Origin of the sequence: Longimicrobium sp. (assembly GCF_036399255.1) — a bacterium.
Lineage (GTDB): Bacteria > Gemmatimonadota > Gemmatimonadetes > Longimicrobiales > Longimicrobiaceae > Longimicrobium.
Window position 1 is genome coordinate 96,601 of record NZ_DASWNM010000077.1, and the last position, 25,525, is coordinate 122,125.

Annotated in this window: 22 protein-coding genes; 13 read left to right on the plus strand and 9 right to left on the minus strand. The window is 70.5% G+C overall.

Annotation, left to right across the window (positions count from 1 at the left end; translation table 11 throughout):
* Positions 1-5: 5 nt before the first annotated feature.
* The gene (locus VGC13_RS13075; protein WP_331125697.1) at positions 6-197 is read right to left on the minus strand and encodes a hypothetical protein; all 192 of its coding nucleotides are present in this window, start codon (positions 195-197) and stop codon (positions 6-8) included.
* An 826-nt stretch (positions 198-1,023) separates the two neighbouring features.
* On the opposite strand from VGC13_RS13075, the gene VGC13_RS13080 reads away from it, so the two are divergent.
* The 4 genes from VGC13_RS13080 (at position 1,024) to VGC13_RS13095 (ending at position 6,593) form a co-directional block, all read left to right on the plus strand.
* Positions 1,024-2,433 carry a sigma-54 dependent transcriptional regulator gene (locus VGC13_RS13080; RefSeq protein ID WP_331125698.1) on the plus strand — a complete coding sequence of 470 codons (1,410 nt, stop codon included), beginning with the start codon at positions 1,024-1,026 and terminating at the stop codon, positions 2,431-2,433.
* Positions 2,434-2,653: 220 nt separating this feature from the next.
* Positions 2,654-3,220 carry a hypothetical protein gene (locus tag VGC13_RS13085; protein WP_331125699.1) on the plus strand — a complete coding sequence of 189 codons (567 nt, stop codon included), beginning with the start codon at positions 2,654-2,656 and terminating at the stop codon, positions 3,218-3,220.
* A gap of 23 nt (positions 3,221-3,243) precedes the next feature.
* A complete protein-coding gene (locus tag VGC13_RS13090) occupies positions 3,244-4,590 on the plus strand; it encodes a tetratricopeptide repeat protein (protein ID WP_331125700.1) in 1,347 nt (448 codons plus the stop codon).
* Positions 4,591-4,787: 197 nt separating this feature from the next.
* Complete coding sequence (locus VGC13_RS13095; RefSeq protein ID WP_331125701.1) at positions 4,788-6,593, plus strand: BamA/TamA family outer membrane protein; 1,806 nt, start codon at positions 4,788-4,790, stop codon at positions 6,591-6,593.
* A 493-nt stretch (positions 6,594-7,086) separates the two neighbouring features.
* On the opposite strand, the gene VGC13_RS13100 is transcribed toward VGC13_RS13095, so the two are convergent.
* The 5 genes from VGC13_RS13100 to VGC13_RS13120 all read right to left on the minus strand — a co-directional run bounded on the left by VGC13_RS13100 (position 7,087) and on the right by VGC13_RS13120 (position 11,081).
* Complete coding sequence (locus tag VGC13_RS13100; protein ID WP_331125702.1) at positions 7,087-7,461, minus strand: metal-sensitive transcriptional regulator; 375 nt, start codon at positions 7,459-7,461, stop codon at positions 7,087-7,089.
* An 83-nt stretch (positions 7,462-7,544) separates the two neighbouring features.
* Positions 7,545-7,889, minus strand: a complete 345-nt coding sequence (trxA, locus tag VGC13_RS13105; protein ID WP_331125703.1) for a thioredoxin — start codon at positions 7,887-7,889, stop codon at positions 7,545-7,547.
* 112 nt (positions 7,890-8,001) lie between these two features.
* Complete coding sequence (locus VGC13_RS13110) at positions 8,002-10,320, minus strand: heavy metal translocating P-type ATPase (protein ID WP_414682992.1); 2,319 nt, start codon at positions 10,318-10,320, stop codon at positions 8,002-8,004.
* Between the two features lie 117 nt (positions 10,321-10,437).
* Positions 10,438-10,689: a heavy metal-associated domain-containing protein gene (locus VGC13_RS13115; protein WP_331125705.1), complete on the minus strand. Its 252-nt coding sequence runs from the start codon at positions 10,687-10,689 to the stop codon at positions 10,438-10,440.
* A gap of 11 nt (positions 10,690-10,700) precedes the next feature.
* Positions 10,701-11,081, minus strand: a complete 381-nt coding sequence (locus VGC13_RS13120) for a cupredoxin domain-containing protein (RefSeq protein ID WP_331125706.1) — start codon at positions 11,079-11,081, stop codon at positions 10,701-10,703.
* A 626-nt stretch (positions 11,082-11,707) separates the two neighbouring features.
* Between VGC13_RS13120 and VGC13_RS13125 the strand changes: the two genes are divergently transcribed.
* The 7 genes from VGC13_RS13125 to VGC13_RS13155 all read left to right on the plus strand — a co-directional run bounded on the left by VGC13_RS13125 (position 11,708) and on the right by VGC13_RS13155 (position 22,703).
* Complete coding sequence (locus tag VGC13_RS13125) at positions 11,708-13,102, plus strand: FAD-dependent oxidoreductase (RefSeq protein ID WP_331125707.1); 1,395 nt, start codon at positions 11,708-11,710, stop codon at positions 13,100-13,102.
* Positions 13,102-14,397 carry an MFS transporter gene (locus VGC13_RS13130; protein WP_331125708.1) on the plus strand — a complete coding sequence of 432 codons (1,296 nt, stop codon included), beginning with the start codon at positions 13,102-13,104 and terminating at the stop codon, positions 14,395-14,397. The genes VGC13_RS13125 and VGC13_RS13130 overlap by 1 nt, the downstream gene beginning before the upstream one ends.
* 64 nt (positions 14,398-14,461) lie before the next feature.
* Complete coding sequence (locus VGC13_RS13135) at positions 14,462-16,282, plus strand: hypothetical protein (RefSeq protein WP_331125709.1); 1,821 nt, start codon at positions 14,462-14,464, stop codon at positions 16,280-16,282.
* The gene (locus VGC13_RS13140; protein WP_331125710.1) at positions 16,279-16,782 is read left to right on the plus strand and encodes an arsinothricin resistance N-acetyltransferase ArsN1 family A; all 504 of its coding nucleotides are present in this window, start codon (positions 16,279-16,281) and stop codon (positions 16,780-16,782) included. Before VGC13_RS13135 ends, VGC13_RS13140 begins: the two co-directional genes overlap by 4 nt.
* 683 nt (positions 16,783-17,465) lie before the next feature.
* Positions 17,466-20,327, plus strand: a complete 2,862-nt coding sequence (locus VGC13_RS13145) for a hypothetical protein (RefSeq protein WP_331125711.1) — start codon at positions 17,466-17,468, stop codon at positions 20,325-20,327.
* A gap of 19 nt (positions 20,328-20,346) precedes the next feature.
* Positions 20,347-21,432 carry a ComEC/Rec2 family competence protein gene (locus VGC13_RS13150; protein ID WP_331125712.1) on the plus strand — a complete coding sequence of 362 codons (1,086 nt, stop codon included), beginning with the start codon at positions 20,347-20,349 and terminating at the stop codon, positions 21,430-21,432.
* Positions 21,433-21,479: 47 nt separating this feature from the next.
* Positions 21,480-22,703: a patatin-like phospholipase family protein gene (locus tag VGC13_RS13155; protein ID WP_331125713.1), complete on the plus strand. Its 1,224-nt coding sequence runs from the start codon at positions 21,480-21,482 to the stop codon at positions 22,701-22,703.
* A 118-nt stretch (positions 22,704-22,821) separates the two neighbouring features.
* Here VGC13_RS13155 and VGC13_RS13160 read toward each other — a convergent pair whose 3' ends face one another.
* From VGC13_RS13160 to VGC13_RS13170, 3 genes are all read right to left on the minus strand, one after another.
* The gene (locus VGC13_RS13160) at positions 22,822-23,061 is read right to left on the minus strand and encodes a hypothetical protein (protein ID WP_331125714.1); all 240 of its coding nucleotides are present in this window, start codon (positions 23,059-23,061) and stop codon (positions 22,822-22,824) included.
* A gap of 16 nt (positions 23,062-23,077) precedes the next feature.
* On the minus strand, positions 23,078-23,482 hold the full coding sequence (locus VGC13_RS13165; protein ID WP_331125715.1) for a response regulator: 405 nt from the start codon (positions 23,480-23,482) through the stop codon (positions 23,078-23,080).
* A 121-nt stretch (positions 23,483-23,603) separates the two neighbouring features.
* Entirely contained in the window at positions 23,604-23,789 is a 186-nt protein-coding gene (locus VGC13_RS13170; RefSeq protein WP_331125716.1) for a hypothetical protein, read from the minus strand.
* Positions 23,790-23,983: 194 nt separating this feature from the next.
* Between VGC13_RS13170 and VGC13_RS13175 the strand changes: the two genes are divergently transcribed.
* Positions 23,984-24,520, plus strand: a complete 537-nt coding sequence (locus VGC13_RS13175) for a GNAT family N-acetyltransferase (protein WP_331125717.1) — start codon at positions 23,984-23,986, stop codon at positions 24,518-24,520.
* Positions 24,521-25,453 carry a D-glycerate dehydrogenase gene (locus VGC13_RS13180; RefSeq protein ID WP_331125718.1) on the plus strand — a complete coding sequence of 311 codons (933 nt, stop codon included), beginning with the start codon at positions 24,521-24,523 and terminating at the stop codon, positions 25,451-25,453.
* Positions 25,454-25,525: the final 72 nt, after the last annotated feature.

Genomic DNA, 25,525 nt, shown 5'->3' on the forward strand with positions numbered 1-25,525 from the left:
GGGGCTCAGTGCCCCAGGTCGTCGCCCCCGCCGCTGCGCCGCATCAGCAGCCCCGCCGCGATGAACGGCAGCGAGTTCAGCGCCAAGCTGGCGATCGCCGCGTACATCAGGTAATGGTTGCCGACGATCATCGAATAGATCAGGCCGGCAATGGCGGGAAGGGTGATCAGGACGGCGCCAATCATGGCGAACTTCATCGGTCCGGCTCCAGCGTGTATCGAAACGGAGGGCTCTCGTACGGCTCAGCGGTCGCGGCAAACTACGCGCGCGCCCCGCGCGACGGCAAGAGACGCGTACGGCAGATGCGGTGCCACGCTTTGCTCCGCGCCGCGAACACACCCGCCGCGGCCCGCATCACACACCGTCCCGGCCGTCGTGCCGTCGCAAGGCTGCCTTACGGTGTGTATGAGAATTTTTTTGAAGGCACCTCCCCCCCGACGTCCCGCCGCCCAACCCGGACTGCGCCTCCACCTGATGCGCGTCTTTTGCGGAGCCCGCCGCTGACGCGGATCAGGAGTGGCGGACTGCATCATCTACAGTGTTGCCGCTTTCGGCTCCTGCGCGCGGAGAGCGAGGATTCAGCAGTTGTCCGCTGGCGAAAGGCTCCGAGCTGGCGCCCGACGGGCCCCCTCTCCCCCGGTCCCTCTCCCCCGCTGCGCGGGAGAAAGGGGAGAGTTCGATCCCGCTTCGGAAGGGACCTGCGCGAGAGGCACGCCCCCTCCGGGCTCGCATTACTCGCCCACCTCCCCCAAAACCCCTGGGGGAGGTTGAACATCGATCCCTGCCACGTGGCAGGCACTTGCCTGCACCCCAGGGCCGCCAGTCCGCGAAGGCGGCCTTCGTGTGGTTGTTGCAGCGAATTCATTCGCCCTTGCTGCCGTGGATCAACGGTGGTGTCTCCGTCCCACTCGTGACCCGCCATCCCAAGGCAGAAGATGCACCCGGGCCTGTTTGCGATCGCCCAATCGCGACGACGCGAAGCGCGCGAAGTATACAAACGTAGGGCCATGCCTTTGCGCCACCGTGTGTGCGCCCGTATATTGTCACGGTTATCCATCAATCGACCGAAACATACGCCACACCCCACTCTTGAAGGTTCTTCTCCTCGACGCGGACCGGAGTCTCGGTCGAACGCTCGAACCGGAGTTGGACGACGCGGAGCTGTTCTCCGCACAGTCCCTTTCCGAGGGACTGCGCATGATTGCGTCCGGGAGCTGGGACCTGATCCTGCTGGACGCGGACTTTTCGGGCGCCGGGCTGGAGATCCTGGGCCGCCTGCACGAGGACGGCGGAATGGCACCCGTGGTGCTGCTGACCTCGCAGCCCACCATGGACCTGGCCATGGAGGCCATTCGCCAGGGCGCGCACGACGTTCTTCCCAAGCCGCTTCCCCGCGGCCGTGTGCGCGAGATCCTGCTGGGCGTGGAGGAGATCAAGCGCCTGCGCCCGCTCCCCGAGCCCGCCGGCAAGCCGGGCGAAGACACCATCGTGGGCGCCAGCTCGCAGATGATGGGCGTCTTCAAGTCCATCGCCCGTGCCGCCACCAGCGACGCCACCGTGCTGGTGCTGGGCGAAAGCGGCACCGGCAAGGAGATGGTGGCGCGCGTGCTGCACTCGCGCTCGCGCCGCACCCGCGGGCCGTTCGTGGCCATCAACTGCGCCGCCATCCCCGAGAACCTGCTGGAAAGCGAGCTGTTCGGCCACGAGAAGGGTGCGTTCACCGGCGCCATCGGCCGCCGCATCGGGCGCTTCGAGCGGGCGCACGGGGGAACGCTGTTCCTGGACGAGATCGGCGACATGTCGATGGCGCTGCAGAGCAAGATCCTGCGCGCCATCCAGGAGCGCGAGGTGGAGCGCGTGGGCGGCGGCTCGCCGGTGTCCATCGACGTGCGCATCGTGGCGGCCACCAACCGCGACCTGGCGCAGGCGGTGCGCGAAGGGCGCTTTCGCGAGGACCTGTACTACCGCCTGGCGGTGGTCACCGTCCTTCTTCCCCCGCTGCGCGACCGGGGCAGCGACCTGGACCTGCTCTCCATGCACTTCTTTGCGCACTACGCGCGCGAGCACGGGCGCCCCGTGCGCGCCGTGGCCGAGGAGGTGTTCAACGTGCTGCACCGCCACCCGTGGCCCGGCAACGTGCGCCAGCTGCGCAACGCCGCCGAGCGCGCCGTGGTGATGGCGGACGGCGAGACCCTGCTGCCGCAGCACCTTCCCGCCGACATCCTGAACCCGCCGGAGCCGGCCGCCGCCAACGGCGCCGCCCCCGCGCCCACGGAGCCGCCGCTGGTGACGCTGGAAGAGATGGAGAAGCGGATGATTCGCCGCGCGCTGCGCGAAACGTCCAACAACGTGACGGTGGCGGCGGAGCGGCTGGGCATTCACCGCAACACCCTGCGGCGCAAGATCACGGACTACGGCATCGAGCACGGCTGAACCCGCGCCGGCCCGCCGGTTGCACCGTTCATGTGCACTCCGCACACCTACGGTGCGGTCCGTGCCGTTGCCGCATAAAGGCCCCGGTGTTGGTAAGCGGGCCATAAGTAGTTACATTGCAACTGCTTGGCGTCTTTTCCCGTGATTTGGCCGCGCGGGTACGCGCCGTGCTCTGGCGTACGGCATCCCCTCCCATCCCACAGTTCCGGAGGACGTTTGCATGGCCCCCATCATCCGTAAGCTCGGCTCTCTGCTGGCGCTGTTCATCGCAGTACTGGTTGCGGGCTGCTCCGACACCGGCCAGACGCCGCTGTCGGCGGTTCCGTCCGGGCCGTCGCTCAACAGCAGCGACATGGCGTCGCTGGCCCGCTTCCGTCAGAAGCCCCAGGTCACCATCGCCTGGGCCAAGAAGTGGATCGGCCCCGAGGGCGGGCGCCTGGACTTCCTGGGCTTCGCCATCGAGGTGCCCGCCGGCGCGGTGGACAAGGTGACGATGTTCAGCATCCGCCTGCCGGTGGATCCCAACGCGGCGGAGCACGTGATCGCCGAGTTCGGGCCGCACAACGTGCAGTTCAACCGGCCCGTCGCCATCGAGCTCCCCTTCCGCGGCACCAGCATCGAGACCTCCGCCTCCCCCACCGTGGTGTGGTGGGACGACGTGTGGGTGGACGTGGGCGGCGGCGTGACCGCCGATGGCCAGCGGCTGCGCACGCTCACGGACCACTTCTCGACGTACGGCACCACCGATGTGGCCCGCGGCGGTACGTTCGTCACCGGCGGCGGCTGAACCGCGCTTTCGTGATCTTCCCAGTGTCTCGTACTGAAGCCACCGTCGAGGAGCTGCTCGCGCTCGTCCCCGAGATGGACGAGATGGAGCTGCTTCGGCTGCGCGTGATCGCGGCGGCGATCCCCGACCCCGGAAGGGCGTGGGACAGCTCCAGCGCGTACGCCACCGTCGACAAGCGCATCGTCTCCGCCGACGACGTGGAGCGGGCGGTGCGCGACGCAGAGGAAGCGTTCCGGCAGTACGTCACGGTGCTGTACGAGGGGCTGCGTCCCGTCTTTCGCAGCTTTTACGAAGGACGTGGCGACGAGGCCGCGGGGCACCTGGTCGCGATGGGCGAGCGCATGGAGGGCGAGGGCAGGCTCAAGGGCGCCCGCCAGTGCTACCGTGCCGCGCTCACGCTTTCGCTGCCCCTGCTGGAGAAGGCGCCCCAGATCCTGGCGCTTCGCCGCATTGCCCGCGTGGCGCTGCACCTGGGCGAGTTCCAGGAGGCCTCGCAGCACTACGAGCGCAGCGCGCAGCTGGCCCGCGACGCGGACGACCTGCGCGGCGAGGTGGTGGCGCGCACGGGTATGGGGAACGTGCTGGCGTGGCAGGGCCGCTGGGTGGACGCCGAGGCCACCTACGGCGACGCGCTGCTGCTGGCGGAGGGCGCGTCCGAGGGCGACTTCACGCTGGAATTGGCGCAGATCCTGTACAACCTGGGCCACCTGGCCACCCGCATGGAGCGGCTCGAGGAGGCCGAGGACTGGCTGGCCCGGGCGTTCGACCGCGCCGAGGCCGCCGCCTCGCCGGTGGACCTGGCCATCTGCCACATGAACCTGGGCCACCTGCGCTACAAGCAGGGACGGCTGGAAGAGGCGCGTTCCGCCTACGACCGGGCCCGCTTGCTGCCTGTGTCGCGCTCCCTGCTTTCCGGCATCGCCAGCGACATCGCCGACGTGTGCCTGCGCGAAGGGCACGTGAGCCAGGCCGAGGAGTGGGGCCGGGTGGCCGAGGAGCACGCCATCGCGGCGGGAAGCGCGTACATCCTGGGCCGCATGTACCAAGGGCGCGGCAACATCGCGCGGGCCCTGGGCGACGAGGACGGCTTCATCTTCTTCGAAAAGGCGCTGGAGATCGCGGCCGAGAAGGGGTACCCCTTCCTGGAGGCGGAGACGCGCGCGGACTACGCCGAGCTGCGCCGCCAGTTCGGGGGCACGGAAGAGGCGCAGGCGTACCTGGAGCGGGCCCGGGAGCTGTTCCAGGAGCTGGGCGCGGTGCGCGACGTGGCCCGCATGGAGGCGGCGCTGGCGGAGCTGCGGGCGCAGCCGGCCGGCTTCGCGATCGAGCCCGAGGAGCCGGAGCACCCGCTGGCGGTGGCCGGGGACTGAGGCGGAACGCCGCGGGCGCGGCGCGTGGGATCAAGGGCGGGCGGGGCTTCCGGCGGGGAGCCCCGCCCGCGTTTTTTGCGCCGCCCGCGGACCGGCCCGAACATTGCCCCGCTCCCCGCGGTACAAGCCACGCTTCCGGGCGCCCTCCGCGCGCGGCGCGGGCCGCAAAGTCACGACGAGGCAATCGCTTGAGCGGTATGCGCATCCCTCCCTGCTTCCGCCGTCCGGCGCCCGCCTTTGCGGCGGCGCTGGCGCTGGCGGCCGCCGTGCCCGCGGGCGCGCAGGCGGGGGAGGGCGTGTGCCCGCAGGGGCGGGTGTCGGAGATCTTCGTCGACAACCGCTCGGTGTTCGACGTGGGCGGCGCCGAGCTGGACGCCCGCTTCAACTGGGCGTACCGCTCGGCCAACAGCATGCACGTGCGCACCCGCGAAAGCGTCATCCGCCGCGAGCTGCTGTTTCGCACGGGCGAGTGCTACGACCTCGAACTGCTGGAAGACTCCGAGCGCATCCTGCGCAGCCTGTCGTTCATCGCCGACGCGGACGTGTTCGCGGTGGCGCAGCCGGACGGCAGCCAGCACGTGGTGGTGGAGACGCGCGACGAGTGGTCGGTGCGGCTGGAGCCCCAGTGGGACTCGGACGACGGAAGCGTGCAGCTGACCGGGGTAGAGCTGCGCGAGGACAACCTGCTGGGCACGGGGCAGCACGTCTCGGCGTACTTCAAGGAGCAGCAGGGCGAGCGGGTGTACGGCGCCTCGGTGGGCACGCGGCAGCTGGCGGGGACGCGGCTGGACGCGGAGATCGGCGTGGCGAAGACGCCGGTGGGCGTGTCGGTGGTGCAGCGGCTGGCGTACCCCTTCCGGGGCGAGAACGGGCGCTGGGCGTTCCGGCAGCAGATCGAGCACCTGGAGCGCAACTTCGTCATCTACATCCCCACGCCCGAAGAGGATGGGGGGGTGCGGCGGCGCTACTTCGAGGAGTCGCGCCGCTCGTTCGACGTGGGGACGGTGATGCGGCTGGGGCGGCGCGGCCGGCTTACGCTCTTTGGCCTGGCGGTGGCGGGGGAGTGGACGGAATACCCCCGCGACTACCTGTCGGAGGACGGCGGCGGCGACGAGCGTGCCGTGCGGCAGCTGGCACCCGGCGAGCCGATCCCGGTGGTGACGGGGCTGGACACCATCTCCAGCGTGCGCGTGGTGTTCCTGGCCGGACAGCGCAACGTGTGGTTCGAGCGGCGGCGCGCGCTGGACGCGGTGCGGGGGACGGAGGACGTGCGGCTGGGCGTGGAGGCCGAGGTGGGGATCGGCCGCAGCCTGGAGGCGTTTTCGGACGACGACGACCTGCTGGTGGACCTGGGCTTTTCGGTCGCCGGCGCGCCGTTCCGGGGGGTGCTGGCCGGGGTGAGCGCGCGGGGCGAGGGGCGGCGCGACTTCGGCGCGCGGGCGGGATCGTTCGAGTGGCGCAACCTGTTCGGGCAGGCCGACGCGTGGGCGTACTGGCGCCCCTCGGACGAGTCGCGCCACACGGTGGTGGCGGCGGTGTCGGCGGTGGGGGGATGGCGGACGATGGTGCCCTTTCAGCTGACGATGGGGAGCCGCGCGGGGCTGCGGGGGCTGCCCACGCACGCATGGCCGGGCGAGCGGCGGGTGGTGGCGTCGCTGGAGCACCGTGCCTACCTGGGGTGGCCGTACGCCCGCCTGTTCGACCTGGGCACGGCCGTGTTCGTGGACGCGGGAAAGATGTGGGCCGGCGGCGACACCTTCGGCGTGACCTCGCCGCTGGAGGCCAGCGTGGGGTTCGGGCTGCGCGCGGCGTTCCCGCCGGGCTCGCGGCGCACCTACCGCATGGACGTGGCGATGCCGGTGACGAGCGGCGTTTCCGGGCGCGGCGTGGTGGTGACCTTTGGCGTGGGCCAGGCGATCGGCCGCGCGCGCGATGACGACCCACAGCTGCGCCGCAGCAGCCGTCGCGCCCTTTCGGCCTCGCTGTTCAGCTTCCCCAACTGAGCCACGCCTGGCGGAGGGCCGGCCTGTCGGTCATCGCTTCCGGACCTGCTCCCGACCCGCGAAACAGTCATCAATCCTTTTCGGACGAGTTGCGTAAACGTGTGTTCGCTGTTATCATTTATCTTCAACCCCACACACATACGTGACCGCCCCCCTCCCGACAGGAGCACGCCATGGTCCGCAGACTCTTTGCCATCGTTCTGCTTGCGATGCTCGCTGCATGCGCCGGTAACCCCACGGAGCCGGAAATTGGGGAAACCCAGAGTGGCACCATGGTGACGGGCGGCGGCTGAGCGCAGCACAGGTCAGATGCAAAGCGGGGGACGACGAGGTTGGTCGTCCCCATTTTCTTTGTGTGAATTCACGGGACTGAAAACGGCGGGGGTACAGAGGGTCAGACAAAAGCCAGAGGAACAGAGGATCGGTTGTCCTCTGTTCCTCTGGCCGTTCTCTGTCCCTCTGTACCTCCCCGAAGTTGCTTTTCCGGAATTCGTCAGCGCACGTGCTTGAACATCATGTCCACCAGCTCGTCGTACATCTTTTCGGCGGAGGCGGGCTCGTCGCTGCGGATGGCGGCGGCGGCGCAGTGCTTCAGGTGGTTGCGCACCAGCTCGCGACCCACAGAGCGCAGCGCCTCGTGCACGGACGAGATCTGGGTAAGGATGTCGGCACAGTAGCGGTCTTCCTCGACCATGCGCTGCAGGCCGCGGATCTGGCCCTCGATGCGGCGCAGGCGCTTGAGGTTGCGGTCCTTTACCCCCTCGTCCACCCCCACGGCGTGGCGCCCCTCGGCGTCCGCCGCGTGGTCCACCCCGCACCCGCACGCCGCCGCGGCCACCCCGCCCGTCTCGTTCTCGTCCGTCGCCATCAGGAATTCTCTTGCTTTGACGGTGGATGGATTCCGCGCGCCGGCGGAGAGACATTCTCTCCGCGGGCTCCGCGAGGATCCGGTTACAGGTGCTCCTGGATCTTGCGCTCCAGCATGGGGCGGGGAACGGCGCCGATCACCTGGTCCACGGGCTGCCCGCCCTTGAACAGCAGAAAGGTGGGGAGCGACCGCACGTTGTAGCGCGCCGCCGTCTCCTGGTTCTCGTCCACGTCCAGCGTGGCCACCTTCACGCGGCCGGCGTACTCGCCCGCCAGCTGCTCCACGGTGGGCCCCATCATCCGGCAGGGCCCGCACCACGGCGCGCCGAAGTCCACCAGCACCAGCTCGCCCGCGTCCAGGACCTCGGCCTGGAAGTCGGCATCCGTCACCACCTGCACGCCCGAGGCGCTCGTCGTCGTCTGCTGCATCGTCGGCTCCATTCTCTCGTGGGCCGCGGACCTTCGCCGCGGCTGCTGATTCAATTCTATGCGCGGCGGAGGGATAGGTCCACCCCCTATCCGCCGCCGCGCCTTTCCGCCGTCAGGCCAGGCGCACCCGGCGCAGGCGAAGGCTGTTGGCCACCACGCTCACCGAGCTGAAGGCCATGGCGGCGCTCGCCAGGATCGGCGAGAGCAGCAGCCCCGTGGCCGGGTACAGGATCCCGGCGGCGATGGGGATCCCCACCACGTTGTAGACGAAGGCCCAGAACAGGTTCTGCTTCATCGTCCGCATGGTGCGGCGCGACAGGTGGATGGCCGCGGCCACGCCGCCCAGGTCGCCGCGCATCAGCGTGACGTCGGCGGCCTCCATCGCCACGTCGGTCCCCGTGCCGATGGCGATGCCCACGTCCGCCTGCGCCAGCGCGGGGGCGTCGTTGATGCCGTCGCCCACCATCGCCACCGTGCGCCCCTCGGCCTGCAGCCGCTTGACCTCGGCCACCTTGCCCTCCGGCAGCACCTCGGCCACCACGTGCTCGATGCCGGCTTCGCGCGCCACGGCGCCGGCGGTGTGGCGGTTGTCGCCGGTCAGCATCACCACGCGCAGACCCATGCCGCGCAGGCGGCGGATGGCGGCCTTCGACGTCGCCCGGATGGGATCGGCGACGGCGACCAGGGCGGCCAGCTTTCCATCGACCGCCACGTACATCGGCGTCTTGCCCGCCGCGGCCAGCCGTTCCGCATCGCCCGCCAGCGCGCCGGGGGCGATGCCGTAGTCGCCCATCAGCAGCGCGTTGCCGATGGCCAGCATCCGCCCATCCACCACCCCCACCGCGCCGCGGCCGGTCACCGCCTGGAACCCTTCCGCATCGGACAGGGCGATCCCGCGCGACCTGGCGTGCTGGACGATGGCGTCCGCCAGCGGGTGCTCGGACGAGGCCTCCACGGAGGCGACCAGCCGCAGCAGGTCCTCCTCCGAGTCCACCACGCTGCCGCGCGCGCCGGGCGCCAGGGCCAGCTCGGTGACCGTGGGGCGGCCTTCCGTGACCGTCCCCGTCTTGTCGAGGACGACGGTGGTGACGCCCCCGGCGCGCTGCAGCGCCTCGCCGCCCTTGATCAGCACGCCCGCCTCGGCGCCCTTGCCCGTCGACACCATCACCGCGGTGGGCACCGCCAGCCCCATGGCGCACGGGCAGGCGATGATGAGCACCGCCACGGCCGCCGCGAACGCGCGCACCCCCGGCGCCGTATCCGCCATGACGAACCAGAGGACGAAGGTGGCGATGGCGACCTGCAGCACCACGGGAACGAAGATGCCGCTGATGCGGTCCGCCAGCCGCTGGATGGGCGCGCGCGAGCCCTGCGCGTCGCGCATCAGCCGTACGATCTGCGCCAGCACGCTTTCCGCGCCCAGCGTGGTGGCCGTGTAGCGGAACGCGCCGGTGCGGTTGATGGTGCCGCCGATGACCCGGTCCCCCACGCCCTTGGCCACGGGGACGGACTCGCCGGTCAGCATCGACTCGTCCACCGCGCTGCTTCCGCCCACCACCTGCCCGTCCACGGGAACTCGCTCGCCGGGGCGGACGACGACCGTGTCGCCGTGGCGCACCTCTTCCACCGGCACGTCCGCCTCGGTGCCGCCGCGGAGGACGCGGGCGGTCTTTGGCTGCAGCGTCGCCAGGGCGCGCAGGGCGGAGGAGGTCTGGCGCTTGGCCCGCGCCTCCATCGCGTTCCCCATCAGGATGAGGGCGATGATGAAGACGACGGCCTCGTAGTACACGTCCGGCTGAATGCCGCGCGCCAGAAAGAAGCCGGGCGCCACCGTCGCCACTACGGAGTATGCGAACGCCGCCCCCGTGCCGATGGCGATGAGCGTGTTCATGTCCGCCGAGCGGTGGCGGAAGGACGCCCACGCCCGCGTGTAGAAGTGCCGCCCGGCCCACCCCATGATCCCCACCGTCAGCGCCAGCAGGCTGTACGTCAGCACCCAGCGCGGCACCTGGTACAGCCAGGGAAGCGCGGACTGCAGCGCGGGGTTCATCCACCCCATGGCCCAGCGCATGAATGGATCGACCGTGGCGCCGTGCCCGTGCGCGCCGCCGGCCATCAGCGGCATGGAGGCCAGCATGGCCACCATTGCCACGGCGAAGCTGGCGCCCGCCTTGAGGCGCAGGTCGCGGAACTCCTCGTCGTGCGCGCGGTCCTGCGCCTCCTGCTCGTCGAAGGCGCTCTGGTCCGGCACGGGGAGGGCCGCCTCGTAGCCGGTGGAGCGGATGGCCTGCACCAGCGCGTCGGGCGAGGTGGAGGCCGGGTCGAACTCCACCGTGGCGTTCTTCAGCATCAGGTTCACCGCGGCCGTGTTCACGCCCGGGTGCTTTTCCAGCGCCCGCTGCACGCGGCCGCTGCAGGCCGCACAGGTCATCCCCGAAACCGGGATGGTAACCTTGCTCCCCGGCTGAGGCGCCGCCGGTCCGGCCGCGTGGCCGGCGTGGTCGTGCCCCGCGTGCGCCGCGTGGTCGTGCGTCGTGGCAGACATGGCTTATCCCTCCGTCCTCTCCGCCGACAGCTCCGCGCCGTACCCGGCGGAGCGAACGGCCCCCACCAGCGCCTCCGCGGAGGTCGAGGCGGGATCGAATTCCACCGTGGCGCTCTTCCGCGTCAGGTCCACGGCGGCGGCGTTCACCCCCGGGTGCTGCTGCAGCGCCCGCTGAACTCTTGCCGAGCAGCCGCCGCAGCTCATCCCGGAAACGTGGAGGGTGACCGTCTCACCCGTGTTCGTCCTGGTCGACATGTTTTTATCCCTCAATCCTCTACGGTGAGCTTGCCGCGAAGCATGCTCATGCCGCAGGTGAAATCGAACGTTCCGGCCCGCGTGGGCGTGATCTCCACCGCCGTCTTCTGAAAGGCGGGAAGGAAGCGGCGGATGCCGAACTCGGGGATCACCACCTCTTCCGAGCACCCCGACGTTTCCTGCCGGTCGAACACCAGCCGCACCGGCGCCCCGCGCTTGACCCGCACCTGCGCAGGCGAGTAGCCGCCCTGCACCGCGATGGTCACCTCCTGCACCCCGCCCGCGCCCGTTGCGGCCTGCGCCGCCGGCCCGTGCGAGAGAAAGAAGTACCAGTTCACCCAGGCGATCCCCGCGATCCCCGCCAGGACCACCATCCATTCGATTCCGCTCATCGCCTCCTCCGTGGCTCCGCTCCGCTGGCCGCGATCTCCGCACCATCTCGGATCCGTATACCCCCGTACCCTACCCGGCGAGTACAAGTGTAGTGTACCCCCACCCCCTATGTCAAGGGTGGGGTGGTCCCGAGGGGACAAGGACTTGGGTAGGGCTTGCAGGGGCTTGCAAGGGCTTGCAAGGGCGAATGAATTCGCTGCAACAACCACACGAAGGCCGCCTTCGCGGACTGGCGGCCTCTGGGTACAGGAGAGTGCCTGCCACGGGGCGGGGATCGATGTCCGACCTCCCCCAGGGGTTTTGGGGGAGGTGGGCGAGTAATGCGAGCCCGGAGGGGGCGTGCCTCTCGCGCAGGCCCCTTCCGAAGCGGGATCGAATTCTCCCCTCTCCGTGAGGAACGAACGGGGAGGGGCCGGGGGAGGGGCGGCACCCCGTCGGACGCAGTTCGACCCCAATCGCCGATCCACGATCCCAGACCATTCGCTCTCCCTGCTGATCATCCTCCTTGACACATCAAAATCCACTGATGTATTATCCCCTCAGCACGAGAGGGCGACGATGCGGCCGGCGGGCCGCTTTTCTTCGCCGCGATCCATCAACCAAAATTGATAAGAGGAGCGGGGCCATGGAGATGCAGCGCGTGGGCGGAGCGGAGCTCCCGGTGGCGGTGATCGGCGCGGGGCCGGTCGGACTGGCGGCGTCGGCGCACCTGGTGGCGCGGGGAATCAGGCCGGTGGTGCTGGAGGCGGGCGAGGCAGCGGGGGCCAGCATCCGCCGCTGGGCGCACGTGCGGCTGTTCTCGCCCTGGAAGTACCTGGTGGACCCGGCCGCGCGCACGATGCTGCAGGCCGCGGGGTGGACGGAGCCGGACGGCGACGCGCTCCCCACCGGCGGCGAACTGGTGGAGCGCTACCTGGAGCCGCTGGCCGCGCTGCCCGGTATCGCGCCACACCTGCGGACGGGACGCCGCGTGGTGGCCGTTTCGCGCCGCGGCTTCGACAAGGTGAAGACCGCCGGCCGCGAGCAGGCGCCCTTCGAGCTGGTGGTGCGCACGGCGGACGGACGCACCGAGCGGCTGCTGGCGCGCGCCGTGATCGACGCGTCGGGGACGTACCAGTCGCCCAACCCCATCGGCGCGGGCGGGCTGCCGGTGGAGGGCGAGGCGGAGCTGGCGGACCGCATTCACTACGGAATTCCCGACGTGCTGGGCCGCGACCGCGCGCGCTACGCGGGCCGGCGCACGCTGGTGGTGGGGAGCGGGCACTCCGCGTTCAACGCGCTTCTGGACCTGGCCGCGCTGGCCCGCGAGGCGCCGGGGACGGAGACCGTCTGGGCCATCCGCCGCACGGAGCCCGGCCTGCTCTTCGGCGGCGCGGAAAAGGACAGGCTCCCCGCGCGCGGCAGTCTGGGCGTGCGGCTGCGCACGCTGGTCGACGGCGGCGCGGTAAAGCTGGTGAGCGGCTTTCGCACCTCTCGGCTGGTGCGGACGGAGCGCGGGATCGTGGTGGAGGGGGAGGGCGAGGGGGTGATCGGCCCCGTGGACGAGCTGGTGGTGGCGACCGGCTTTCGGCCGAACGTCGAGATGCTGCGCGAGTTGCGCACCGGGCTGGATTCGTGGCTGGAGGCGCCGGTCGCGCTGGCGCCCCTCATCGACCCCAACCAGCACTCCTGCGGCACGGTGTATCCGCACGGCTACGAGGAGCTTTCGCACCCGGAGCGCGACTTCTACGTGGTGGGGATGAAGAGCTACGGCCGCGCGCCCACCTTCCTGCTTCTCACCGGCTACGAGCAGGTGCGCTCCGTGGCCGCCGCACTGGCGGGCGACCTGGAGTCCGCGCGCGCGGTGGAGCTGGTGCTGCCGGAGACGGGGGTGTGCTCGTCGGACCTGGCGGGCTCGGGGTGCTGCTCGGTGCAGGACGAGGCGGGCGTGGAGCACGCGCCGGTGGCGGGATCGTGCGGCATCGCCAGCGGGTGCGGCTCGGGGCTGCCGGTGCTGGCGGGCGGCGGAGGCTGCTGCTGATGCAGACGGCCGCGGCGGAAGAGGACGGCGTCCCGCCCTCCTCCGCCGCGCCAGCGCGGCTGTACTACGGCTGGGTGCTGGTCGGGGTGCTCGCGGTGACGGAGACGGTGTCGTACGGCGTGCTGCAGTACGCCTTTCCCGTCTTCCTGGCGCCGATGCACGCTGAGCTGGGGTGGTCGCGCACGGCGATGACGGGCGCGTTCTCGCTGGCGTCGCTGGTCAGCGGCTTCACGGCGGTCCCGGCGGGGCGCTGGATGGACCGGCACGGTGCGCGCGGGCTGATGACGGCCGGCTCCCTCCTTTCCGCGCTGCTCCTGCTGGCGTGGGCCGCGACGGATTCGCTCGCCGCGTTCTACGCCATCTGGGCGGGATTGGGCGTGGCGATGGCGGCGGTGCTGTACGAGCCGGCGTTCGCGGTGGTCGCCAGCTGGTTCCACCGCCTGCGGGGCCGCGCGCTTACGCTGCTGACCTTCGTGGCCGGCTTTGCCAGCGTGATCTTCGTCCCCCTGGCCACGTGGCTGGTGGAGGCGTACGAATGGCGACGCGCCCTGGTCTGGCTCGCCGCCATCCTTGCGGCCACCACTATCCTGCCGCACGCCATCCTCCTCCGCCGCCACCCGCGGGACCTGGGGCTGCTGCCGGACGGCGGCGCGGCGGTGGATGGGGACGGACGCCGCGCATCCCCCGTCCTCCCCAGTGTTTCCGCGGACGTGGCGATCCGCGGCGCGCCGTTTCGCTGGCTCACCCTCGCCTTCGCGCTCTCGTCGCTGGCGACGACGGCGGTCGCGGTGCACCTGATCCCGCTGCTGCTGGAGCGGGGCTACACGCCGGCGTTCGCGGGCGCGGCGCTGGGCGCGATCGGGTTGATGGCGCTGCCGGGGCGCCTCATCTTTACGCCGCTGGGCGGCCGGTGGCCGCGCGCCGCCGTCACCGCATCCATCTTCCTGATGCAGGCGCTGGGCATCGCCGCGCTGCTGACGGATGGCGGCGAGGCGTGGGTGTGGGCGTGCGTGGTCCTGTTCGGCGCGGGCTTCGGCGCCATCACCCCCGCCCGCGCCGCGCTGCTGGCGGAGTTCTACGGGCCGCGGGAGTACGGGCGGATCAGCGGCGTGCTGGCGATGTACCTGGCCCTGGCCCGCGCCGCCGCCCCCGTGGGCGGCAGCCTGCTGTACGCGATCCGTGGCGGATACGGGCCGGTGCTGTGGGCACTGCTGGCCGCCTGCCTGGCCGCGGCCGCCGCCGTCCTGCTGGCCGGCAGCCATCCACAGAATCGACCCACACATGCGCGCTCGTGAGTCCGCAGGCCGTCGGCTCGTGTGTAAAAGTGGATGTCCGGAACAATGATTTCTTTCCAGATCGATGCTGATCGATGAAGCCGATGCAGAATCGTTGATCGCGGCATGCCCGCCCGAGCGGCTCGTCGTGTGGGCGGGCGCCGGAATCTCGTACAGCTACCCCACGGGTCTGCCGCTGGGCTTTGCTCTCACCGATTTTGCGCTGGATGAGACCTGTGGCGTTGCCTTCCGCGCAAGGTTGGTCAACCTGTGGGAGCGCGCCAACGAAATCTGCTCCCCAGGGTACCGCCCGGAGCCATTCTCCCAACGTCCGCGTCTGGAAAGCGTACTGGGTGGCTTCGGTGAACTGGAGCGCGACGCGGCAGATCCATCCGTGGCGTTTCTTCCGGCCTTCACCTCCTTTGCCGATGCGCCACCGAACGCGGTCCATTTCACGCTCGCTTCGCTGGTGCTAAAGGGCGCAGCCGTGTTCACGGCGAACTTTGATCTCTGCCTCCAAGCGGCAGTTCGCCACCTGGTTGGGCGGCCCGATCCGTTCGATCTCGAAGTGGCGGGCTCCATACGCCGCTTCATCCTGAAGCCGGAGCTGGGCGCGGGAGAGATCGTGCATTTTCATGGCGTTGCCGACGATCCGGAATATCTGGGCGCCACGTTGGCACGCATCAAGGAGGGCTTGCCGCAACCGTTCGAGCCGCTCGAGCGGCGGCTGGACCGCGGAGCGCTGCTGTTGATGGTGGGCTACAGCGCGAGCGACGCATTCGACGTGAATCCGTATTTTCAGCAGCAGCCCGCTGGCAGATGGTCGAAGTCTGCGCTCCTGTTCGTGAGGCACGAAGGAGGCAGCGCACCCACGCACCTGCCCCTCCTGGGAACGGGGTTCGGCAAAATGGGGGCGGTGTCCGCTCACACCGGGCTTCTGCTCTCTGCCGCCGCAGGCGGTGTGCATCCCGTCGACGAGGAACCCGCCTTCGACTGGAAAGCCGAGTTTCGAGCCCGTTTGGCGGGCGCCGGTGTGGCGGGGCAACGGGCGCTCAGAATTCTTTCGGTCGCGCACGCGCTCGGCATCAACGTCGATGGTCTGGATGCGGAGGCGTATCAGGAGGCGGAAGCACACAACCCGGGATTCGACACCGAGCGCCACCGATACCTGCTGGCGATGACCGGGCGTGAGCGGGGATCCTTGCGAAAGGAATTGGAGCACACGCCGCGCGCCAGCCGGAGCGGTGGACACACGCTTGGCTCTGCGTACGCCGGGGGTGATTTGCTGGCGGCGAGTGGAAAAGCGATGCAACTGGATGAGATCTGGAATGCGGCTCAGGTTGCGGGGCCGCTCGACTGGCATCCGTATACGTCCCTGTCGACGCATGGTCGAATCCTGCTGTCACCCTACCTGAAGCGTCCGTGGCGCAGTCCCATGACTCCGGGTACGTACGCCGCCGTGGAGCGCGTTCTCGGCCTCGCCGATCTGCTTGCTCGTCGCCCCCTGCGGGATGTGAACTTCATTCGGCAGATCGCAACAGCACTGCGGATGAAGCTGCTGCTGGAATCCCTGCTTCACGACGGGCAGAGTACCGAACGCGAGGGCGAGATCTTGAGCCTTTACGCAGAATGTGCAGACCTGGCGGGCTTCGTGAGCAGCTACCGCGACTTCGCGTTCACGCGGCTGCTGCGCGTGCGATATGCACCATGGCGTGCACGCCCCCGGCTCGTGTGGCAGGCGGGCAGGTTCGCCTGGAGATCGTTCCGGCTCGCGCGGACACTCCGGGACCGCAGAGGAGCGCGTTGTGCCATGCAACTCGGTATGCTCGTCGCCGCATACGGAATGTATGTCGTCGTGGCGCTTTCTCTTCCGGTCCCATCTCCGCCCCCTGGTTCGCGCGCATGAACTCCACCGTCACCGTCCGCCCCGCGACCGATGCGGACGTGCCGGCGATCACGGACATCTACAACGAGGGGATCCGCGGCCGCACGGCCACCTTCGAGACGCGCGAGCGCACGCCGGACGAGGTGCGGGGGTGGCTGGGCGACCCGCGCCACCCGGTGCTGGTGGCGACGGCGGACGGGCGGGTGGTGGGATGGGTGGCCGCCTCCACCTACCGCCCGCGCGACTGCTACGCGGGGATCGCGGAGTTCTCTGTCTACGTGGCGGGCGACGCACGCGGCCGGCGCGTGGGCGACGCGCTGCTCGCCGCCTTCTTGCCGGCGTGCGAGGCGGCGGGGCTGTGGAAGGTGCTCTCGCGCATCTTTCCGGAGAACCAGGCGTCGCGCCGCCTGTGCGCGCGCCACGGATTTCGCGAGGTGGGCACCTACCTGCGGCACGCCAGGCTGGACGGCGCCTGGCGCGACGTGGTGATCGTGGAGCGGCTGCTGGGGGATGCTGCCTGAGAGGGTGTTGCCGGTCTCGCGAGATTGACTTCCTGAGTCAACGGCGCTAGGCGCACTATGGGATGAAAGCAGCCCCAATCTACTCTCTGCTGCTCGTGACCTTTCGGCCGCCGCAGACCGCCGGAGCTTGGAGCGTTTCCATTCACGAGGCGGAACCTGCCCGCGCAGTAAATCCAGGGTGTCGGCGGGTGTCGACCGAAGGATCTCGCCGGAAGAGCTGAGGGACTGGCTTCTATGTCCGGAAGTCAGCCCCTCAATGAGGCGGACGAGATCCCTTCGGGTCGCGCGCGATCTGTAGCGTGGCTTCTGGTTACATGTGGTGCGCTCCCTCAGCAAGCCAAGCTCCCGCGTGACTTCGAAGGGTTTGGTGACACCTCCCGGGAAGCCACGTTTCCGCGTAATCTACAATCCTCACGGAGATCCTTGACGCACCTGCGGCGGAGGTCGCACGCGGCCGGGTCCTCTCCAGACGTACCGCCGGCCACACCCGGTCTCCTCTCTCTTTCGACCTCGCCGATCAGATGATTGCGGCCTGTAAACGCCGCGTTATCTTGACCTTCCCGGTGCGAAAGCGGCGCCCTGCGTCCAACCAACAAAGTATGGGGGGGCGCCAGCCTCTTCCCGCCACGGGCGCCGGGTCTCATCCGCTCCGGGATTCTCTCTACACGGATTCTTTCCCTGCCATGAGCCGCGAACGATTCCAGACCTGGGGCACAGCGCTTTCCGCGGAGGATTTCCGGAATGCGCTCGCGGCCGCCGGCGTGCTGTCGAGCCTGGCGGCACCCGCGGACGCGGAGGACCTGCTCACCGCGAAACTTGGGACCGGCGACGAGCCCGCCCGCTGGCGCTTTCCGTGGGACGAGCTGGACCGCAGGCGCAAGCCGGTGCCCCTGGAGCAGGTGCGGGCGCTGGCCGCCGCTTGGCGAGGCGCGCTGGGCCGCGCCGCGCTCGATCGCGAGGGGAACAGCCAGGCGCGGCTGCTGCTGCACCTTGAAGGCGCCGGCACCGCCGCGGGATGGGTGGTGCGCGAGCTCTCGCGGAGCGGAGCGGGCGCGGTGTCGGTGGATCAGGGCCGGCGCGGGCGCGTGCGGTGGACGTGGCCGCTGCAGGTGGGCTGCCTGGACGATCCCGCGTCGCGGCGGCTGATGGGCCAGCTGCGGGAAACGCGCTACAGCGACACGCTTTCGCCCGTTCAAACCCTCCACGGCCGCGGCGAAACGTGCGACCTGCTGGTGCTGCCGTATTCGCTGCGCGAGGCCGCGGCCGTGCTGATGGCGCAGGTGCCGCCGGTCAAGGCCTCGTGCGTCGTGGTGCTGGGCGGCACGCTGGAGCCGTGGGAGCGCACGGTGGAGCTGCAGGCGACGCTGCGCCGCGAAGCCGGCGCGGCGGGGGTGCTGGTCGCCTCCGTGCCGGAGGGCGCGCGCGCCCCGTGGTTCGAGCAGCTGGTGGTGGAGCTTTCGCACAACCGTCCGCTGGACGTGGCGCTGTCCATCGCGACGCGGCGGGTGGACCCGGAGCCCTTCTGCTTCGCCACCGAGTCGCTGCTGAAGGAGGCCCGGCTGGGCAGCGCCGCGCTGCGCCTGGCGGAGCGCATGTCCACCGCGCCGCCGCACGTGACGGTAGAGGTGGACGACCACGCGGCCTGGGTGCTGGGATTGGAATCGGCGGCGGGATCGGTGAACGCGCACGTCGTGGGAGCACGGCTGGAGGATCGGCTTCCTGGATTCGCGTTCGATTCCGAGCGCGCCGAAGCCAGCGTCATCGCCCGGCTGAAGGCGAACCTGAAGAACGCGATGGCGGCTGCCCCGCCGCCGCAGGCGGTCGAAACGCCCGCCCCGCGCTTTCTGCAGGCGCAGGTGAACACCGTCGCGGACTCCGGCGAGTCGGTCCTTCAGACGGAATCGTTCCTGGCGGGGGCCACGCACCACGTGGACGTGTTCGTGGGGGCGCCGCGCCCGGAGTGGCTGGCGGACACCTCCGGCGAGGCGTTCCCGGCTCACCTGCTGCCGCCGGAGAACGGCCACGAGCTGCGCGTGGTCTTTTCCGAGCCGCGGCACCTGGACGAGCCGCAGATTGGCACCGCGATCCTTCCCGCCACCGGCGACAGCACCATGTGCCGGTTCACCTTCGTGCCGCGCGCGGGCGTGCCGGAGGTGGAGGCGCGCGTGGCCGTGCTGTACGAGAACCGCGTGCTGCAGACCGCGCTGCTGCGCGGGCACGTGCACGATGGGAGTGAGCGCCGTGCCAAGGGCCCGCGGCCGCCGGACATCTCGTTCCAGGTGGAGGCGGTGGTGCACCCGGACGTGTCGGCGCTGGACGAGCGGTCGCACTTTCACGCCGCCCTGGTGCTGAACCGCAACAACGACGGCGAGCGGCGCGCCACCGCCACCGCGGGGGACCGCGTGGGCCTGCTGGAGCTGGAGGGGCTGGAGGATACGCTGACCTTCATCCGCGCCGCGCTGTCGGAGACACCCCCCACACGCACCGGGCCTACCGGGACGCCGTTCACCGACGAAACCGAAGCGCTGCTGCGCACGCTGGCGTATCATGGGCGCCTGCTGCACGACGCGGTGGTGGAGCAGCGGGGCGGAGACGTGCTGCGCGCCTCCACGCGCATCCAGATCGTCGCCGCCAAGCCGGATGCCTTTCTTCCGCTGGAGCTGGTGTACGACCGCGCCAGCCCTGACCCGGAAACCGCGAAGATGTGCCCCAACGCGCAGCAGGCGGCGCGCACCGGCTCCTGTCTCGACTGCCCCACGCTGAAGGACGGCGACCCCTCTCCGTACGTCTGTCCAGCCGGCTTCTGGGGACTGAGCCGCGTGATCGAGCGGCACGCGTTCGATGACAAGGCACCCCCGCCGGCCACGCCCTTCGAACTCTTCAACTTCACGCATCCGGCGCAAACCCGGGGTACGCTGCACCCGCTTCGCTGCGCGCTGTACGCGGCCAGCGACCGCGTAGAAGGTGAAGACGCGAAGGAAAAGACCCGCATACGGCGGGTGCTGGATGCGCTGAAGCGCGCTGCCGGAGCGGCCGGGCAGGTAGACAGCTGGGCCGCCTGGAAGGAGGCGGTCAGGACGCAGCGCCCAAGCCTGCTGGTGGTGCTGTCGCATACCGTGTACAACCACAAGCTGCGCACGCTTGGACTGGAGATCGCCGCGAAGGAGCGCCTGTTGAGCGGCCACATCGAGCCCGCCCACGTCTGCGGGGACGGAGGCGCGGAGGCGGCGGGCGAGCCGCCGGTCGTGCTGCTGCTGGGGTGCGAGACCATCGCGCCGGAGGTGGGCTACCAGGGCTTCGTCCCGGCGTTACGCCGGGCAGGGGCGGCGGTGGTGCTGTGCACCAGTTCCACCGTGCTGGGGCGCGAGGTGGCGCCCGCCGCGGAACAGCTGGTGGGCATCCTGAAGGAGATCATGGCCGATGGAGCCGAGGTGACGTTCGCCGACGCGGTGCTGCGGCTGCGGCGGGACTCCGTGGCGGACGGAATGCCCATGGCGCTGGGGCTGGTGGCGTACGGCGACGCAGACTGGCGCCTGGCCAACTAGAAACGAAAGGAATCCCACCTTGTTCCGCATCCACATGCTCCCCGCGGGCCACGGCGACTGCCTGTGGGTGGAGTACGGCGAAGACCCGGACCGCCCGCACCGCGTCCTGATCGACGGCGGCACGGCGGCCACCTACCGCACGCTGCGCACGCGCATCCGCGATCTGGAGCCGGACCAGCGCCGCTTCGAGCTGGTGGTGGTGACGCACGTGGACGCCGACCACATCGCCGGGATGGTGCGCCTGCTGCGCGACGACACGCTGGGGCTGCGGGTGGACGACGTGTGGTTCAACGACTTTGGCCACCTGCCCTCGGACGCGCTGGGGCCGGTGCAGGGCGAGTTTCTGGCGGCGGTGTTCGCGGAGCGTGGATTGAAGTCGAACCAGGCGTTCGGGGGCGGGGCGGTGATGGTGGAGGACCCCGCGAATCCGCCCGTGGTGACGCTGCCCGGCGGGATGAAGCTCACGCTGCTCTCCCCGGTGCGCGAGGGGCTGGCCGCGCTGGCGAAGTTCTGGAAGGAAGAGGTGCACGCCAAGGGCTTCGAGCCCACGGACCACCGGGCGGCACTGCGCCTTCTGGGGCACCGCAAGGACCTCCGGACGCTGCCGGGCGACGCGCTGGGCCCGCCGCGCCTGGACGTGGAGGCGCTGGTCGGGGAGCCGTACACGCCCGACACCTCGCCCGCCAACGGCAGCAGCGTCGCGTTCCTGGCCGAGTACGGCGGTGTGCGCTGCCTGTTCGCCGGCGACGCGCATCCGCCGGTGCTGGAGCGCGCGCTGGACGCGCTGCCGGGCGGCGGGTCGCGGCTGCCGCTGCATGCGCTCAAGGTGTCGCACCACGCCAGCAAGGGGAACCTGAGCCCGCGCCTGCTGGAGCAGGTGGAGTGCGACAACTTCCTCATCTCCACCAACGGCAAGTACTACGGCCACCCCCACCCGCAGTCCGTCGCCCGCATCGTGGCGCAGCGCAGCGGCGCAACGCTCTGGTTCAACCACCGGGGCAAGCCCGCTGAGCCGTGGGACGACGCCATCCTGAAGAGCAGGTACAGGTACCGTACGATGTTCCCGGACGCGGCCGCCCCGGGAGTGACCGTCGACCTCGGCTGATCATCTCCGCGTTTCATTCACGCGGCCTCATCACAAGGAGTGTACGTATGACCGATCCCACGCCCCACCCCGCCGTTCCCGGCGCGCCGTCGCTGGCCGAGGCCCTGTCCCCCCTGGTGACCGGCGCATCGGGCGGCAAGGACGAGCCAAAGGAGGGAACCGGGCTCTGCCTGTCCGGCGGCGGCTACCGGGCCATGCTCTTTCACACCGGCGTGCTCTGGCGGCTGAACGAGCTGGGCGTGCTGCGGACGCTGAAGCGCATCTCCAGCGTGTCGGGCGGCTCCATCGCGGCGGGGGTGCTGGGGCTGAAGTGGAAGGAGCTGGCCTGGGAGACGCGGCCGGTGCCGGGAACGGGCCGCACCATCCAGGTGGCCACCAACTTCCGCGAGAAGGTAGTGGAGCCGATCCAGCGGCTGGCGCGGCACACGGTGGACGGCTGGTCGGTGGGCGGGGGAGCGCTGCTGCCGGGCATCACCATCAGCGACCTGGTAGAGCGCGCCTACCGCAAGCACCTGTTCGGCAACGCCACGCTGCAGGACCTGCCGTCCGACGAGGAGGGGCCGCGCTTCGTCATCAACGCCACCAACGTGCAGAGCGGGGTGCTGTGGCGCTTCATGCGGCCGTACATGGCGGACTACCGCGTTGGGCGGGTGGACAAGCCGGACATCGCGCTGGCGGTGGCCGTCACCGCGTCGTCGGCGTTTCCGCCCGTGCTTTCTCCCGCGCGGATGGAGCTGGCGCCGGGGCTGGTGCGAAAGCAGGACGGTGAAGACCTGCACGAGGAGCCGTACACCACCGACGTCTTCCTTACGGACGGCGGCGTGTACGACAACCTGGGGCTGGAGACCGTGTGGAAGAACTACAAGACGGTGCTGGTGAGCGACGGGGGCGGCCACATGGCCGCGCAGGCCCAGCCCCACGGCGACTGGGCGCGCCACGGCCTGCGGGTGAACGCGCTGATCGACAACCAGGTGCGCAGCCTGCGCAAGCGGCAGGTGGTGAGCTCGCTGGAGGCCGGGATTCGCAAGGGCGCGTTCTGGCGCACGCGCAGCGACATCGCGAAGTTCCCCGCGCAGGGCACGCTCCCCTGCCCGCACGACCGCACCATGGCGCTCGCGGAGATCGACACCCGGCTCAAGGGGATGGACCGGGTGACGCAGGAGCGGCTGATCAACTGGGGGTACGCCGTCAGCGACGCGGGCGTGCGCGGCTATCTGCACACGGATCTGCCCGCGCCCACCGGCTTTCCGTTCCCCGCGTCAAAAGTCTGATCGAGGATCCGCAAAAACAATCACGCGGAGGAACGAGAGAGGACGCGGATGAAACTTTCATCCGCGTCCTCTCTTTGTTCCTCCGCGTGAACCATTCTTTTCGGGCTTGGGATTACCCTCAAGGGTCGCTGCAGTCGCGCTTGTAGCCGCAGTTGGGGCAGACGATCTTGCAGTGGTGGTCGTACATGGTGGTGCCGCACAGCTCGCACACGTGCACGGACGGAACCTCCCGCCGCACCAGGGGGGCGGGAGCCGGCCGCGCGTCGGCGGGGGGCGCCGGGGCGGCGGGGGCGGGCTCCGGCGAGGGGGCGCGGTGCGCGTTGAGGCGCGCGCACCAGCTGGGATCGATGAAGCTCATCCGGCGCGGGTCGGGGTCAGTTGGGCGCGCCCACCCGCCGCTGCACTTCCTGCAGCAGGCGCCGGGGGTCGCACGGCTTGTTCAGCCACCCGTCGCACCCGGCGTCCATCGCCCGCTTGCCCACCGATCCGTACGGGTGCGCGGTGACGATGACGACGGGGATGGCGCGCGTGGCGGGGTCGCGCTTGATCTCGGCCGTGGCGCGAATGCCGTCCATCCCCAGGATGGAGACATCCATGAAGATCAGGTCCGGCTGCTCCACCCGCGCCTGCCGCACGGCGTCGGCGCCGTTGTCGGTGGCCAGCACGCGGTAGCCCTGGCGCTCCAGGTAGGCGGAGGCGATGGCCCGCATCTCGATCTGGTCCTCCACGATGAGAACCGTCCGGGCCGCGTCGGCGGCCGGCTCGTACTTCTGGATCATTGGGATGTCCTTCTGGAGGGGGATTCGTCCTCCAGTTTAACACACCCAAGTCGTTGCGCGCCAGCGTTTTTGCACACAATCTACACTGCAACGGTAGCAGGTTGCAGATCTGCCGCGTGTTCTACTCCCGGGTGGCGCGCTCCACCACCAGGATGCGGGGATCCAGCTGCTCCACCTCTTCGTGGGTGCCGTCGTCCCAGCGGACGGTGGCCCACAGGGTCAACGCCTCCACCACGCTCCCCGTCCGTCCGCCGTCGTGGCGCACCAGGTCGCCCGTCCGCATGTAGTGGGCGGACTCTAGCTGCATCGTAGGGAATAGGGAACAGGGAATAGGGAATAGCGGGCGGATGGGGCCCGCTTTCAGGCTCGTGGCTGTCCTCGCGGACTCGTCCCACCAGACCGGGTCGCCACCAACTTGACCATGCGGGGGCTCCGGGGCAACTTCCCCGCGACGGGCCGTCCACGCGGGGCGGCATCCATCCACCCGAGCGACCGCAGGCAGTGAACGCAGCACCCACGGCGCCCATCGACATCGAGACCGCCCGCCTGGCCATCCGCGCGCTGCGGGAAGGCGACGAGGACCGGCTGCAGGCCGTGTTCACCGCCTGCGCGGACCACTTCGCCGCGCTCACCGGGCAGCGCGGGCCGGCGCCGGACGCGGCCGCGCAGGAGCTGCGCGCGTGCGAGCAGACGTGGGGGCGGCAGGTGGCGGTGCTCACGCGGCTCGACACGGGCAAGGACGTGGGGGCGGTGGGGTGGTGGGCGGGAAACCCGGGGCCCGACCGGGCGCTGCTGGGGATGCTGATGATCGATCCCGCGCACCGGCGGCAGGGGCTGGCGCGCGAGGCGCTGGAGGCGGTGGAGGTGTGGCTGGGCGGGCGGGGGATCGTCGCGCTGCGGACGGCGTTCCAGCGGCGGCGCCTAGCCATTCACCCCATCGTCCGGGCGCTGGGGTTCAGCGAGATGAGCGTCCGCGAGCACACGCTGCTGGGGCTGGGCGGCGCCGGGATCAGCCTCTGGGAAAAGCCGGTGGGCTAGATGGCGCGCATCGTCACCACCTTTCCGCTGCCGGACGCCGCGCTGGACCTGCTGCGCCCGCTGGGGTCGCTCGCCGGGCCGGAGGGGTGGCGGGAGACGATGGACGATGCGGAGGCGCTGCTCTGCCTGCTGACGGACCGCGTCGACGCGGAGCTGCTGGGGCGCGCGCCGCGGCTGCGCATCGTCGCCAACGCGGTGGTGGGCTACGAGCACGTGGACCGCGATGCGTGCCGCGCCCGCGGAATCACCGTCACCAACACGCCGGACGTGCTGACGGACGCCACGGCGGACCTGGCGATGGCCCTCCTCCTCTCCGCCATGCGCGGCCTGTCGGGCGCGGAGTGCAGCCTACGCGCGGGCGAGTTCCACGGCTGGGGATTCTGGGATTATCTCGGCGCCGACCTGTCCCAGAAGACGCTGGGGATCTTCGGGATGGGGCGCATCGGCCAGGCGGTGGCGCGGCGGGCGGCGCCGTTCGGAATGCGCGTCATCTATCACTCCCGCACCCGGTTGCCGGCCGCGGACGAGGCGGCGGCCGGGGCGGAGTGGGTGGAGTTCGATGGATTGATCAGCCGCAGCGACGTGCTTAGCCTGCACGCGCCGCTCACGCCCGACACACGCCACGCGATCGACGCGGATGCGCTGCGGCGGATGCGGCCGGGCTCGTTCCTGGTCAACACCGCTCGCGGCGCGCTGGTGGACGAGGCGGCGCTGGTGGATGCGCTGCGCGACGGTCCGCTCGCCGGTGCGGGGCTGGACGTCTACGAGCGCGAGCCGCGGATCCATCCCGGCCTCCTGGACCTGCCCAACGTCACGCTGCTGCCGCACGTGGGCTCGGCCACGCGCGAGACGCGCACGCGCATGGCGATGCTGGCGGCCCGCAACGTCCACGCGGTGCTCACCGGCGGCGCGCCGCTCACCCCCGTCCCATGACCGCGCACCTTCGCGAGCACGGCAGCGGCGGCGTTCTCCCTGTCCGTCAGCACCAGGGTGGCGGGCCGGGGC